At 40.0% G+C, this 15,136-nt stretch carries 9 protein-coding genes; 4 read left to right on the forward strand and 5 right to left on the reverse strand.

All coding sequences use genetic code 11. The features are described 5' to 3' along the window. The first annotated feature begins 15 nt into the window (after window positions 1–15). Window positions 16–1,089, forward strand: coding sequence for a type VI secretion system protein TssA (gene tssA, locus KHS79_RS09585; protein WP_212718550.1), 1,074 nt, complete (start codon window positions 16–18; stop codon window positions 1,087–1,089). Window positions 1,090–1,130: 41 nt separating this feature from the next. Here the strand turns inward: tssA and KHS79_RS09590 are convergent, their stop codons facing one another. Together KHS79_RS09590 and KHS79_RS09595 are read right to left on the reverse strand one after the other, a co-directional pair. Next, complete coding sequence (locus KHS79_RS09590; protein WP_212718551.1) at window positions 1,131–1,571, reverse strand: hypothetical protein; 441 nt, start codon at window positions 1,569–1,571, stop codon at window positions 1,131–1,133. Between the two features lie 11 nt (window positions 1,572–1,582). Beyond that, window positions 1,583–2,068, reverse strand: coding sequence for an SPOR domain-containing protein (locus tag KHS79_RS09595; protein ID WP_027706617.1), 486 nt, complete (start codon window positions 2,066–2,068; stop codon window positions 1,583–1,585). Between the two features lie 1,941 nt (window positions 2,069–4,009). Between KHS79_RS09595 and KHS79_RS09600 the strand changes: the two genes are divergently transcribed. Beyond that, window positions 4,010–6,697: a M9 family metallopeptidase gene (locus tag KHS79_RS09600; RefSeq protein ID WP_212718552.1), complete on the forward strand. Its 2,688-nt coding sequence runs from the start codon at window positions 4,010–4,012 to the stop codon at window positions 6,695–6,697. 309 nt (window positions 6,698–7,006) lie between these two features. On the opposite strand, the gene KHS79_RS09605 is transcribed toward KHS79_RS09600, so the two are convergent. Beyond that, window positions 7,007–7,297: a hypothetical protein gene (locus tag KHS79_RS09605; RefSeq protein ID WP_212718553.1), complete on the reverse strand. Its 291-nt coding sequence runs from the start codon at window positions 7,295–7,297 to the stop codon at window positions 7,007–7,009. A gap of 533 nt (window positions 7,298–7,830) precedes the next feature. Next, window positions 7,831–9,804 (reverse strand): bifunctional 2',3'-cyclic-nucleotide 2'-phosphodiesterase/3'-nucleotidase, encoded by a 1,974-nt coding sequence (locus KHS79_RS09610; protein ID WP_212718554.1) that lies wholly within the window; start codon window positions 9,802–9,804, stop codon window positions 7,831–7,833. A 440-nt stretch (window positions 9,805–10,244) separates the two neighbouring features. Here KHS79_RS09610 and KHS79_RS09615 point away from each other — a divergent pair, with 440 nt between their 5' ends. Together KHS79_RS09615 and KHS79_RS09620 are read left to right on the forward strand one after the other, a co-directional pair. Then, window positions 10,245–10,481, forward strand: coding sequence for a hypothetical protein (locus KHS79_RS09615; RefSeq protein ID WP_212718555.1), 237 nt, complete (start codon window positions 10,245–10,247; stop codon window positions 10,479–10,481). Window positions 10,482–11,269: 788 nt separating this feature from the next. Next, complete coding sequence (locus KHS79_RS09620) at window positions 11,270–12,733, forward strand: S8 family peptidase (protein ID WP_212718556.1); 1,464 nt, start codon at window positions 11,270–11,272, stop codon at window positions 12,731–12,733. Between the two features lie 88 nt (window positions 12,734–12,821). Here the strand turns inward: KHS79_RS09620 and KHS79_RS09625 are convergent, their stop codons facing one another. After that, window positions 12,822–14,837 (reverse strand): transglycosylase SLT domain-containing protein, encoded by a 2,016-nt coding sequence (locus KHS79_RS09625; RefSeq protein ID WP_212718557.1) that lies wholly within the window; start codon window positions 14,835–14,837, stop codon window positions 12,822–12,824. Window positions 14,838–15,136 lie beyond the last annotated feature (299 nt).

Consider the following 15,136-nt stretch of genomic DNA (forward strand, 5'->3'; position numbering starts at 1 on the left):
TAGGATAATCTTTCAATGAATAATACATTAGAAGCCTATTACGACTATTTAAGTCAATACGAATTACCTGTTGAAGCTATATTGACACCTATTTCTGAAGCTCAGCCCGGTGGTGAAAACTTAACTGGTAGCCGTATATATCATGCTATCCGAGAAGCAAGGCGGGCTGATGATGCATCGTTGCCACAAGGGGCATGGCAGTATGAGCTAAAGCAAGCAGACTGGCAGGAGGTGATCGAGCTGAGCCGAGATGGATTAGTCAATCAGAGTAAAGATCTACAACTAATGGTGTGGATGTTGGAGGCTTTGGTTCAGCGTTGGGGTATGGAGGTTTTACCTGCTGGCATTACACTACTTCGGCTTTTTTGTGAACAATTTTGGTCAGTCATGCAACCACAGGTGATTGATGATGATATTGAACATCGTTGTAATATTTTATGTTGGTTAGAGCAGCAATGGACCCTGTGGTTACGTTTGATGGCTTTATCAGAGGGCGATGACCAACTCAATTGGACTCGATGGGAGCAAGTCAGTCGTAATGAGCAATATGAAATTCAGCGGCAAGGCAATATAGAGACAAAAAATAGAGAGCATTGGCTGCAAGTGATGGCGGCTACAGTGGTTGAGTTTTATGAGCAGCTTGCTGAACAGCTGCTGTTATGTCAGCAGTGTTTGATGGATTTACAATATAGTTTACAAGCGCTGATGCCAGCTAACGAAACACTTTTTACAGCATTACAAGCACAGCTCAATGCACTGCATACGCTTACACAGTCAGAGTTACAACGCCGTGGACGGATCAATAACTCAGTACCCGCCATTAGTCTCTCGCAACAGGCATGTGCAGTGGGTGGGTTACCAATCCATGATCGTAATGAAGCTTATGCCTACATCACCCAAATTGCAGATTTTTTACAGATGACAGATATCCATAGTCCAGTGCCTTACCTGTTAAAAAAAGCCGTTGAATGGGGAACGCTGGACACAGTCTCGTTATATCAAGAGCTTTTTATTACACGACAAGGGCAGATTAATATTTTTGAGCTGCTAGGCATCAAACCGGATCCTATTGGAAACTCTCGCAGTTAATGAATATTGCTTGATTTTTGCTTACTACAACTGTTTAGCACTTAATGTGCACCACTTGAAGTAGAGTGCTGGGCGCGCTGGGTACTGGCCGAGTCATTAACAGATGACGAGAGGGTTTGCTGACGAACAGGTAATACCGCATGTCCGGACCCAAGGTGAGCACGATGTTGAAGCCCTGGAATGAGTTGTTGACGATTAGCAATGGGGCTGGTTGTGCCAGGCTGCAGCTGATGTTGAAGTAGAGTATCAAGTTGATAACTTAATATATGTTGATGTCGAGTAGTAAAAGGAACATGAACTTTTTCTGGTGACTGATAGCGTGGAGAAAAACCATTAATTCCCCACTGGGATAAAATCTGTTCACGACGATGACTTTCTTTGCTAAAAGCTTGCCCCAGCGTTAACCAGTGTTGGTTATTGACTCGAAAGATACTTACCATGTGTCGTTGGTTTCGTAATCCAAGATGAAAAGGCAGCTTCATTGAGTGTACTCCTAGCTAGTAGGGGGAGACTTTAGGATGGGCAGCTCTGGGGCTAAGCCAAGATCAATAACCAGCGATAGCTCTGCATTTTTAGCATTGTCTTGAGTGTCAAATGTGCCTGTAGTTACCAATACCCAAGGCAGACCATATTTATCAACGACACGGGCGATATTGGATTGATAACCATAATGTTGCAATCGTTTTACCATAGCGTCAGCCTGAAGTTTGGCAGGAAACAAACCAACCTGCAGAGTATAGGAAGCAGCATCAGCCTTCAGGTTGGTGACTAAGAGGCTTTCATAGGGTATGAGTGATGCGTTGGCTGGTGACGCGTCAGCTGAGCTAGACATAAGAGATGGTATTGAAAGCCACGCCGGAAGTAGCGAGAGTTGAGCTAAAATGGGCTGGCGTACTTTGTTGGGACTGACAATACCTAATAAAAACATAACAGCCCCAAAAAAAATAATAAGCATTATAAAGCCTGTCTTCTTAAGCATAATGTGTTTCCTGTACCCCGGGCTGGGTTTTGACGCTCATTTAATTCTCCTTAAAGAATCATAGGTAACTATTCAGCACAAAACAGTCTTCTTTCTTATTATTTTAGGTGGAGTTTAAGTAGAAGGTAAGTTAATGAAAAGTACACAAATATGACAGTATAATGTATGGCTGAAACGTTACAGCTAAATGTTTTTCTAGTTAATCAATATTATTAATTCAGTCTTTTTTCTTCCCTTGAAAATTTCGTCAAACTACTGTTCTTGTCAATATAGCGTTATTGATTAAACTCAAAGCTGGCTTGCTGGCTATAAATGCCGTCTTTCACTTTGTTTAATTTCGTATCTGATTTTTTGTAGTCCTCTTAGAGGTGAAAGGTTTTATTAATTAAAAATAGAACGTATGTGCATATTTAAAATTAGCTCTTATTTTTTTACATCAATAAACTACAAATGGGCTTGTGTGAGTAATATTGCGAATTAAGAAGATTATTTATATCACAGTTTTTGCATAATATTGGCAAACATCTTGATTCTATTGCTAAATTCTAAAACACTAGAAGAGGTTAACGGGTGGAGACACAGTGCGGACTGTCCGTATTATTATGGAGCCAGAGTTGTATATCCGTAACGAAGATTGTACTTAATGCGATGTGTACCCTTCACGAATCATTTTTAGGGTTTGTTGTCAGCGCTCTTGACCACCAAGGATGGTGGGAATGCAGTTTATGCATAATGACATGGATGTCATGTAGTAGAGCAATGCAGGAGCAATTGCCGAGGAGCATTTAACGGCCACCCCAGCCACTTATTAATATAAGCTCTGGGGGCTTCATTGCTTGAACAGCTGCCCCTAAAAACCCTTCGTTTTGGGTATATACTGTGGGAGATATCTCATAGGGTTCAGTAAATTTATATAAGAATTGTCTAAATATGTTGATGGTTTAAATATGTGGGCTTAGCTAAAACTGAAAAACAAGGTTTTATGCTATTTCGGCCTTATATGCCTGTATATACTTTTTAGGTCATTAATTTTAATGCTTGATACATCTTCAATATAAGTTTATCTACAGTCTAATGATGATGAGTTTTTAAATTGTGCACCTTTGTTCACTACTCTTTGTAAACTTTGCCGAGATGCCACCTCAGTCACTTAACGGCCATGAGCACGTTAAAAACTATTGTGGTTACTAGCGCAAGTCTTAACAGATTAAATTAGCTTGATAAAAAAATATTTGCTATGGAGGTATATGCGATAGGTTGCCTGTGTTTGAGAAAAGTATACGACAATCATGTCTGATTAAGACGGATGTATTAAATAGTATTATTTTGTAATAGTGTCGTTAAGCGCAAACAAGTTTGATAAAAAATTATATATGGTAAATACAGTATTTGAAAATTGTATAACAAAGAGTATGTTTTGAATGGTTGGTCAGCAGTTTAATGACTAAGGTCAATTATTGTGGCCGTTATTTTATTTTTTACGCATCGCTGGTCATAAGTGTTTTGTCAGCGGAAACGCTAGAATTGTATGGTTCAAGCTAGTGATACCTTCTTTGTAAGGTATAAATTATTAGGGAAATCAAGATGGAGATTCAATGTGACAAGGAGGGTTATAGTATTTGTTTAATATGTTAGGAGAAAATGTACGATAAATTTATTGTTTGATATTGGTGTTAACAAGCACTGCAGGGTTGATTTTAAAAAAATAATTGCGTTGAAGTGTTTTATATTTTTCTCTCCTTTTTGTTGGGAGATTTTAATAAAGTGTGGTTTCCAATGCTGACTATGTATCTATTATAGGTGCTTCATCTTTTATTGTTATTACCTAAAACGTAGTGCATAGCTTATCCATTGGCATTTACCGTTCTAAAAACATAATACTCTCTGATTCGTATTTCTCCAACTAGACAGAGAGCACCAAGCCGAAAGAGGTTCACTGTAATGAAAAAGCTTTCATTGTGTATTGCTTTAGCAAGTTATTGCTTAAATTCTTATGCTACAGATCTCCCTCCTACCAGCATACCTCATCATAATAGTGATGTTGGCATGCATAACCATGATCATCATCAACATGATGAAAAAATAACACCAGACCTTCGCCCACCTATTGCTGATGATAATAAAGTCATGGTCGAGGCTATGGCGACCACAAAATGTGACACTCAAAGCTTTGTTAATTTAACAGGAAGGGCATTGGTTAATAAAGTATTCTCTGTAGAGCCTACCTGTATTTATGATTTGTTTGGAATGCCTGCAAGCAGTGCTCGGCATGTATTTAAAGACCAACAAATGCAAACGGTAGCGGACAGTTTAATCAGTTTGGCTGAGGACTACAACGGCAATAATAATGATAAAATTTTACAAATAGTGCTGTTTTTAAGGGCTGGATATTATCAGCAATGGGGGAATCAGGATCAAATTGGTGATTATAGCCCTGCTCTGAAGGAAAAAGTGAAAACGGCAATTTCAAATTTTACTAAAAGTAATCACTTTGATGATGTGAGTCGTGAACACGGAGAAGTTTTGAGAGAGGTTATTACCTTAATTGATAGTGCTGAAGTCAATGGACAGTTTATTCCAACGCTAACGCGACTACTCACTAATTTTGGTAGTAAACATAAAGAGCAGTGGCATATGGCAGCTGCACTGAACAGTGTATTCACCGTGTTATTCCGTGGCCATAATTTTGAAGACTTTAAAACGAATATTCAGTCTAACCCTGCCATCATAAATAGCTTATATCAATTCATTACGAATAATGATGACATGCTTGGGGGAGATTATGCATACTTGCTACCTAACGCTGCGCGTGAGTTAGGCCGTTTTTTACAGTACGATGGTAAGTTGAAAGAACAAGCTAAGGAGTCAGTGCTCAGTTTATTACAGCGTTATCAGTTAGGAGGAAAAGGTGGCGCCATTTGGATGGGTGCTGCGGAAATGGCTGATTACTACGATAATAGTAACTGCAGTGAGTATGGTGTATGTAATTTAAGAAGCCGTGTTGAAGAACAGGTGTTTAAGCAACGCTATGAATGCGCCAAACAAAATATCGTTATTCGTGCACAGCAGGCGACCACAAAACAGATGGAAAAAAGTTGTAATGAGTTAAGTGAGCAGTCAACTTATTTTCATCAACAATTTAAAACGAATTACCAGCCTGTCAAAGATGACTATAACGACAGTTTAGAAGTGGTTGCTTTCCATACCCGTGAGGACTACCAAACTTATGCGGGATTTTTATTTAATATCAATACGGATAATGGCGGAATGTATCTGGAGGGTGACCCCAGTCAGAAAGGAAATCAGGCACGCTTTATTGCTTATGAAAAAGTAGGGACGAATAATTTCGAAGTGTGGAATTTACGTCATGAGTTTAATCATTATTTAGATGGCCGTTTTAATATGTACGGCGATTTTAATGATGCTATATCAGCACTCACCGTTTGGTGGATTGAGGGTATGGCTGAATATATGGATAAACGAAATAGTAATCCTTATGCGATTGAACTAGGTAAATCTAAAACCTATCGCCTAAGTCAAATACTCTCAAACGATTATAATAGTGGCACTGAGCGTATTTATTATTGGGGATATCTTGCCTCTCGTTTTATGTTTGTTAAACACTCAGCGGATTTATCACAAGTGCTTAATCACTTCCGAAATGGTGATTACTCAGCGTATAGTGAGCTAATGAAAGGTATTGGTTCTCGCTATGATGAAGAATTTTTCAGCTGGATTGATACTCTGGAAGATAATGGTGATGGCGACGATAACGGGGACGGTGATGATAATGGCGATGGAGATGACAACGGGGACGGAGACGATAATGGCGATGGAGATGACAATGGGGACGGCGATGATAATGGTGATGGAGATGACAATGGAGACGGCGATGATAATGGTGATGACAATGGAGACGGCGACGACAACGGTACTTGTGTAGGTAAACAGTCTACTGATCGAGATGATGAATTGATCAGTGCTCAGCCCAAGGTTAATTTATCTGGTGGTGCGCAGTATTATTTTGTTCAAGTACCTGATTGTGCCAATAAATTAACGCTCTCTGTTACTGGTGGTACTGGCGATGCTGATTTATACGTTAATAATGAAGGATGGCCGACACAAGATGCTTATGATTACAACTCAGCAGGAAAAGGTAATGAAGAACAAATAGTCATTCAGTCACCAGAAAAAAATGATTATTACCATATTTTATTATCTGCTAAATCAGTGTTTAGTGGCGCTAAATTAAGTGTTAGCTTTAATGATGCTGTTACTACACCTGATCCAGGCCAGGACAACTGTCAAAAGCAGCGCCAAAGCGATCGAGATGATGAACTGACAAATTGCTCTCCTAAACAGCTAAGCAGTGCTTACAGTCAGTATTTTTATATATATGTACCTGCTGATACCGCCAAGCTGACAGTTTCCACTCAAGGTGGGTCTGGTAATGTCGATTTGTACATGACTAAAGAGGGTTGGCCAACGACAGAGTCTTTTGAACAATCTTCAACACAGGCAGGTAATACCGAGCAAATCGTTATAAATAATCCTGCTTCTGGTTATTATCACTTGCTGATTGAACCTAAAGCGCCTTATGAAGATGTTAAGTTAGAAGCCCGGTTCTAACATAACACTTATCGTCACCTTTAAATAACAAGCCTACTGTACTATTTGTCTGTAGGCTTGTTTTTTAAACACCTTATCCTGACTCCGCCTACCATTAGCAAACCTAAAAATACAACAGACGTTGAAAGCATTTTTATCAACTCTATTACTGCGGATTTAATATTTCTATGCCAAAGCAACGTAATATTTATTTTGGCGAGATTACTATGAAAATAATTTAGTGCATTACAGTTAGGGTAGCATTAGATACATGAAAGCTGCGACATAATGTTAAGAAAACGTTGAAAGGTAGTTAAAAATTAGGGGTTGCTACTTGTTAGGTTTGCTTTCAATATTTAAGTCTGAAAATAACATTATCAATATTTTAAGTATGATATATAATGAAGTGGTAATAGCTAAAAGAAGCCAATAGTTTAGAAAGATTATTGCAAAAATTGATAAGGCTAAGTTTGTCCAATAAAGCAAGTCTAGTGCTGAAATAACTATATTCTTATAGTAATACCTAAAGCCATTATTATTGGCTGAAGAGCAAAATAGTAAGGTGATAAAGATTCGAATTAAAGTTAAACCTTTTGTTTTAAGTGCTTCTTTATTTTTCATATAACCTCCCAGCAAAATTGAATTCAGCCATTTCAATAATTGCTGAATAGGCTGCTTTTGGCATTAATGCTGTGTTTTAAAAAGTAGTGACATTTTATCTTCAAGAACTTTACTGTAGTTTAATCGTTTTTGTATGAGTTAATTATTGTTAAGTGTATCAGCAAGTGGACTGCTTGCCTGATGATGACTTAAAAGAGTTTTCTACTGATTGATAGTTTCATTAAGAAATCATAAGTGACAGTGCAACAAGTAGAATCTTTAGTTCAATCTTTTCTGTTCAGTAAGGTAAGGAAAGGTAGGGCAGGTTATAGGTTGTTTCTTGGGGACGTGTGTTATGAGTACGGCTCTTGAATTACCAGTAATGGTGGCAGGAAAAATAAAGGCTGGCTAATTTCCTCTGAACCGTCTGCCGCAAGGATGCGGCAGCCGAGCTTCCAGGGAAGGATTGACAGCGTGTTCAGTGGGATTTAAGCAGCCTCTATTTTTTCATACTTATATCCTCAACCCACAAATTGTAAGCTGTTGTCAAAAGCTTATTGGGTCAGAGTGACTTCATAAACTGCAAAGCCTATATCGTCTTTCCCCACAGGTTTCATAGGGTACTGGCTATGTTGCTTGATAAAAGTAGACGCTTTAGGGTCTGGAGATGTCTCTAGCAGGATCTTTAACGGAGTTTTATTATTGATAGGTTTAAAGGACCAGTTATTGTCTGCTGTGGGTGTTACTTTACCTTTTGATTTAGTTTGTTGCTGAATATAGTTGGCGAGCACCTGGCGATTTTCATCGGGGGCTGCAAATGCAATAAACTCTTCTCCAGTGCCAGGAAATGAACCACCATAAGCTCTGTAGTTGTTCGTTGCGAGAAGGAAAGGCTGATCGTCGGTGATCGGTTTGCCTTGATAGGTTAGGTTATAAATACGTTGCGCTTTGGCATTTTTAAGTTGACAGCTTGAATCGTATTTAGCGGGTTGTGTTACATCGATTTGGTAACGTACACCATCAATAACATCAAAGTTATAGGTCCTGAAATTATCCCAGTTAATCAGATGTTGCGCAGTAGTTTTGTTAGGATTAATTTGATTGAACTGGCCTGCTGCACATTCCAACCAGGCTTTAACATGCTTTCCTGTGACTTTAAGTGCAACCAGGGTATTAGGGTAAAGATACAGGTCGGCAGCATTACGATAGGTTAGAGTGCCTTTGGCGACTTCTGTAAAGTTGGTTGGGTCATTCTTACGGCCACCTACTTTAAAAGGTGCGGCAGCAGATAGCACAGGGATATTGGCAAGGTCGGGATCACCTTGAATATAACGTTCAACGTAATCTTTTTGGGCATCATTGACGATTTGAATAGAAGGGTCATCTTGTAAAAGCGCCAAGTAACTATAGATATCATCACTGGATTGCCCGATAGGTTGATTCACAAACTTCAAAGTTGCTTGATGATCTTCGGCAAGCAGTTTGGTTAATTGCTTATCAGGTGCCACTTGCTTTGTTTTATCTTCATTAAATATACCTCGGACTGAGCCTTGTTTGCTGGTGATCTGCCACTGCTTATTTTTTTGCGTTAAGATGAGATCAACAATACCAATATGATCTGCCCAACGTCCTGGCATTACAGCAGGAATACCATTAATGGTGCCTTGTTTAATATCGACACCTGGAATACGGCTAAACTCTTTTGAAGGAAAGACGGCATGTGCGTGGCCAAAGAGAATAGCATCAATGCCTGATACTTGTGTTAAGTAATACACTGAGTTTTCAGCCATGGCTGTATAAGGTTCTGTACTTAAACCTGAGTGAGGGATTGCAATAATGATATCAGCCCCTGCTTGTTTCATTTCAGGGATAAGTGTCTCTGCAGTTTTTTTGATATCTGTTGCGACAACGTTACCGGTTAGATTTTTTTTATCCCAGAGCATAATTTGGGGGGGAACAAAACCGATGTAACCGATGTTGAGCGTATGTTGTTTTCCTGCTTTATCGACAACGGTTGTAGGTTTAATCAGGTACTGCTTGAAGTAAGGTTTGCCTGGCTGACCTTTGCCATTATCGTGAAAAACATTGGCACAAATATAGGGGAATTTTGCATCATTTATGCTTTCTTGGAGGAAGGAAAGACCATAGTTAAACTCATGATTACCAATATTGCCGACATCATATTGTAGTTGGTTCATCGCTTTATAGGCAGGGTGTAGTTGTCCTTTTTTTAATCCTCTTGAGGCAATATAGTCTCCTAAGGGGCTGCCTTGTAACAGGTCGCCATTATCCACTAAAACGCTGTTTTTCACTTCCTGACGGGCTTCTTTAATCAGTGTTGCAGCTCGGGTTAAGCCGATTTTTGGACTGGGTTTACCTTTGTAATAGTCAAAGTCCATCAAATTGGCATGAATGTCGGTGGTTTCAATAATGCGGAGCTTAATCGTTGCGTCTGGGGTGCTACTGAAGCTATTGGAACTGATCGTAAGCGCAACAATAGACATAACAGCTTTAATATGAATACTCATTTAGTGCTCACTTAAGTAAGGTTGTATCCAAAGTAGGTTGCAGATAAAGATGACATGGTTGTAATTCAACCTGATGTCAACTGAGTTGTTGTTTTGCACCTTGTTTTGAATCGTTTTGTCATACGTAGTCTTGAAGCGTTATCAAACCATAGGCATAGAAAAAAAAGCAAGGAGCAAGCGGCTTATAGTCACTGCTTTTAATCAGACGACTTTAATGAAGAATTAATATGGTGCTGCAGTCTACATTTTTGATGTTGGACAAGGTAGGTGAATGCTTGCCATCTATACTTTCACTACCGAGTCACTCGCTTATTTACCCTGCAGTTTGGGTGTACCCTTGGAAAAGGCATATTCCTGTGTACTTTGTCGGAATGGAGTTCTGACCTTTGACGGGTGAGCGGACTAGAACACGACAGATTATTTGGGTAAGAGGTTATTCGATGAAGACAGTAACATTGACCACGAAGGATTCCATGATTACCAGTGATCAAGGTGTTTTTCAGGGATGGAAGCAGTTTATTGATCATTTAGCCAGCAATAGCCCTGCAGGTGCCACGTTAGTCGATCGGTTGTCAGGCTCACATGGGTTTACCATGCCACTGATTCATCGACACAGCTGGTTGGTAGTAACTCCCAAGGGAGAGCGATTTGTGGTTAAGCGCCAAAATGAATGTTAATTAAATTCTTCTCGGTTTGAACTTTATTTTTGTAATAATAACAGCGCAGTTGTCTATACAAAGTAAGTGTCAATGTGACTAATTTGTCCTACAGAACTTACACTCTCTTTTATTGAGAAGATCATTTAGGCAACTGTTGTTGTGTGAGGTATTTACTAAAAAAGCCCGCTATTTATGATGTTCCTCTTGCTAATAAATTAGCATTAATTGCTTTGCGTTTAGCTTTCCTTGCCAAAATAGACTGCTAATTATGGCTAGCGCTCCATGGGAAAATTAAGTAACAATGGTGTCCATACCATTTTTAGGTGAGCGTTGATTTTTATAGCCTTAGGCTAGTTTGGTCTGAAAAAACACCTTGTCATAAATTAAATAGTTCCGCACAACTTACGTGCAGTGTATGTCCTATTAGGTTGTTGTTTTTTTACTGATGTTAATAGGTAAACTCGCGCTTTTCAGTGGCAGACTTTACGGTCGTGTGATGTGTTATTTTTTGGTGCGTCGGTTCTATTGAGGCACTATGTACAGGCAAATTCATGGTTAATCCGAAGAGTCATTTTTTTTATTGGAAAATATATTGCATTTAGGAATCTCATTGTAATATATTGGAGCTGTAAACATGGAAAAGTTTACTTTTATTAAATAAGAACTGCCTCAAGGGCGTTAGAAATTCCATAAATTAATAATTATATCTGCAAAATAATAAGCAGGGAGTGTGGTAAAAATATAAAGGTAGCAGGAAGCTATCAAACAAATAGATTGACTATTATCTGAGTGATTAGGGGCTATCAATGACGAAAACATTATGTGCTTTTGTGTCTATTTCTGTAGGCTGTTTGTCGGGGGGCGTATTAGCTGAAGAAGTGTTAGGGATAGCACCAAAGACAAATCGCATAATTATTAAATATAAGCAATCCACCTCAAAAAAAACAATGGGTCCAATGTCTGCTCCGGCTGTTAATGCGCAACCTCGCATGTTAGCAACAGCTGCTGGAGAAAAGCTTAACCAACTTAAAAAAATAGATAAAAATAAAGTGATTTATACGCTGGGTGAGCAGATGGATGTGGCAAAAGTCGAGGCGATAGCTGCGTCATTAGGCAACGATAGCCGTATAGAGTATGCTGAGCCTGACTATATTATGACAATTCAACAAACGCATCCAAATGACCCTCGTTATGCGGAACAGTGGAGTTATCATAGTAATGATGAAATTACCGGCGGTATGAATTTACCTGATGCCTGGTCAATTACTCAAGGTAGTCAGGATGTCGTAGTTGCTGTTGTCGATACAGGTATCCGTTATCACGAAGATTTAATGGATAATATTGTTCCTGGCTATGATTTTATTTCAGATGAGTTTGTCGCTAATGATGGTGATGGTCGAGATGATAATCCGCTTGATTCTGGTGATTTTACTCGGCAAGGGGAGTGTGGTTACTCAAGTGGTCAACCTGTACCTTCGAGAGATGAAACCAGTTCATGGCATGGTACTCATGTTGCGGGAACCATTGCTGCGGTAAGTAATAATGGTATTGGTGTCGCTGGTGTTGCTTGGAAGAGTAAGATTCTGCCTGTACGTGTATTGGGTCGCTGCGGGGGCTATACCAGTGATATTGTTGAAGGTATGCGCTGGGCTGCAGGTTTACAAGTTGATGGGGTACCTGCAAATAAAAACCCAGCACAAGTTGTAAATTTAAGTTTAGGTGGTGAAGCGCCATGTAGCCGTGTGTATCAGGAAGCAATTGAAGATATCACTGAAAAAGGCACCACCGTTGTTGTTGCTGCCGGTAATGAAGGCGTGCGTATCACTAGTCGTAATGCAGCGCCTGCCAATTGTTCTGGTGTTATTACCGTTGCGGCTAATAACAAAAGTGGTGAGCGTTCTTACTACTCAAATTATGGTGCCTACGTTGACATTGCTGCACCCGGTGGTGAAACTAAAGTTAAGAAATATGACTACTGGTCTGGTACATACACTTGGCAGAAGCGACCTGAAGGTGGCATTTTATCAACTTTAAATGCTGGGCAGTCTTATCCTGGAAGTGATAACTATGATTACTATCAGGGAACCAGTATGGCGACACCTCATGTGGCTGGGTTGGTAGCATTAATGTATGCAGTTAATCCAAAAATTAAACCCAGTACAGTTCGCTCAATTCTGAAAAGCACTGCGAGACAAACTGACTGTGATGAGTGTGGTGCTGGTGTGGTAGATGCCTATGAAGCGGTTAAGAAAGCTAAACTTTATTACTGATAAATAGAGTATTTAACTCAGAGTCTCTAAAGAAAAAGGTCAAGCATTGCTTGACCTTTTTTGTGTGTAACGGTTTTTATGATTTTTTTTAAGGCTTTTTAGCCGGCTCGTAACTGTAGTTGACTTCATTTTTAGTTAAGAACATGGGCTTATGGCCAAGCTTATCCCGATAAATAACCTGATATGCCAGTACATTTTGTACGTATTTTCGGGTTTCATTAAAGGGTATCACTTCAACCCATACATCATGGGGTAACTTGCGATGGCGCTTCAACCACTGATTTACACGATGAGGTCCAGCATTATAAGCGGCTGTGGCTAAAATTCGATTACCATTAAATTGCTTGTACAGCTCAGCCAGATAAGCGCTACCTAATTTGATGTTGGTTTCAGGTTTTAGGAGTTGCTTGGTACTTTGATAGGGAATGCTATTTTTTCGAGCAACATAGCGAGCCGTTGCTGGCATCAGCTGCATAAGGCCCATTGCCCCTGCGTGAGAGCGAGCTTTATACATAAAGGCACTCTCTTGTCGGGTAATAGCAAAAACCCAGCTGCTATCAAGGTCTTGGGCACGACTATTTTTGAGGATGGGTTTTTTATAAGCAACCGGAAAGCGCAGGTTTAAATCGTCCCAATACTCAGCACGTGCGGTACTAATAATAGAAGGAAAATACCATTGCCAGCTCATGGCAACTTCAGCTGCAGCTAATAACTCTTCGCGATTCATTTGGCTAGCCATGTGATACCACTCACGACGGGCAGGCCAAAGTTGCTCCATTTGAAAAAATTCTTGAGCGCGTTGAACGGCTGGTAGCTGTTGTACACGGCTTCGTGTTTTTGACGATACTGGGTAAGGCTTATGCTGAAGCGCATAATTCCGGCTCATTCTATCTGCAGCTAAAAAGCCATAAAAATCCCGTTCACTATCCGCGAGTTTGCGATAGATAGCATGTGCTTCATCACGCTTAGCCTGTGAGGGATTGCTGGCTTCAATAGCGCGAGCATACCAATATTGCCAGCGGCTGGTTTGTCTTTCTTCTTTAGGAAAGGCTTGTGTCCATTTGGCTATACTGGCCCAGTCCAGTTGTCGCAATGCTTGGCGTAAGCGCCAGGTAATTAGCTCGGTTTCTTGATGCTTTGCCAGGACACTATCAATCCATTGTTGGTGTTTTTTAGTGTACTTTCGCATTAAACGGTAGGCTAACTTAGTTTCTACATAAGCTTGCTGTTTATCTGTAAACCTGTGTTGTTTCTGGTAAGTAGTCCAAAGGGAGAGGGCTTTACTCGGCTTGCTTTTTGCCAGGCGAACTAGACCAGTACTGATAATGTCACCCATTTGGGCATGTTTAGCAGAATAATTTGCGGTTTTGGTGAGCCGATTAGGCTGGTGATAGGTGTTGAAATAAAGATTACCCAGGCCACGTTGAGATTTGGGTAAATAACGAATGAGATAGCGGCCCAAAGTACCTTGATTTTCGGCATAGGCCAAGACCATGCGTTGCCAAACTAAATCGGGGGTTAATTTATTGGCAGACCGCCAATTATTCAGTAATGGGTCACAGCTTTTGGGTAGCGATTTGCCTGTTAGCCACAGTTGTTGTGCACCGGCATAGGCTGCTTTGCTATTACCTGTTTGTAATTGAGCATAATGAAAGCTGCATTGTAGATCAGTCGATTTATTATCTTCAGGAAAGTGCTTGAGCAAAGTTTGCCACTGCTTTTTATTTGCTAAAGAACGTAACCATTTTTGCTCCAGCCTATTTGTGAGTGGAACATCCTGATATTTATTCACGAACTGAGCAATAGTGCGATTGCTTTTTGAAGACAGTCCTCTATCAAGCTGATAGTACTCAAGGTAGGGGTAAAGAGGATAGTGGCTCAGCTTCTTTTTTAGGGTGTTAAATTGCTTGTTATTATTAGCACGATAGGCTTTTATTGCTTGCTGATAGTAGCTGCGCTCTTTGCTGTAAGGTGTCTGGGCGCTGGCAAAGGCTGTTTGGCTGGTAATGGCCAGCGTCATACAGGTGGAGAAGGGCAGCAAGAACCCGACGCGCAACACCTGACTTATGGGGATGGGTTTGAGCAATACGTTAATAGGCATCATGGAATTGCTGTCTTGGTTAAATTCTGTTGAAAAGGGCTATGTCAAAAATAGTATCTATGTACAGATAATAATAGTCGTCTTGGAGTTCCGTTGATAACATTTGTCTTAATCAATAATGTGGTACGTTGGTGAATCACTCTGTGAAGTTGCACATTGAGTTTAGTCAGGTGTCTGGCTCCAGCATAACCGCTTCTATACTACAGATTGAATGCGCCCAGGTGTCATAATGATGTTTGCCTGAGCTACCCAGTTAATGTACACATTTAGGCATTTAATGTTGTGTTATTGAGTGGCTGCTG

The organism is Zooshikella ganghwensis (genome assembly GCF_018263875.1).
GTDB classification, from domain to species: Bacteria; Pseudomonadota; Gammaproteobacteria; order Pseudomonadales; family Zooshikellaceae; genus Zooshikella; species Zooshikella ganghwensis.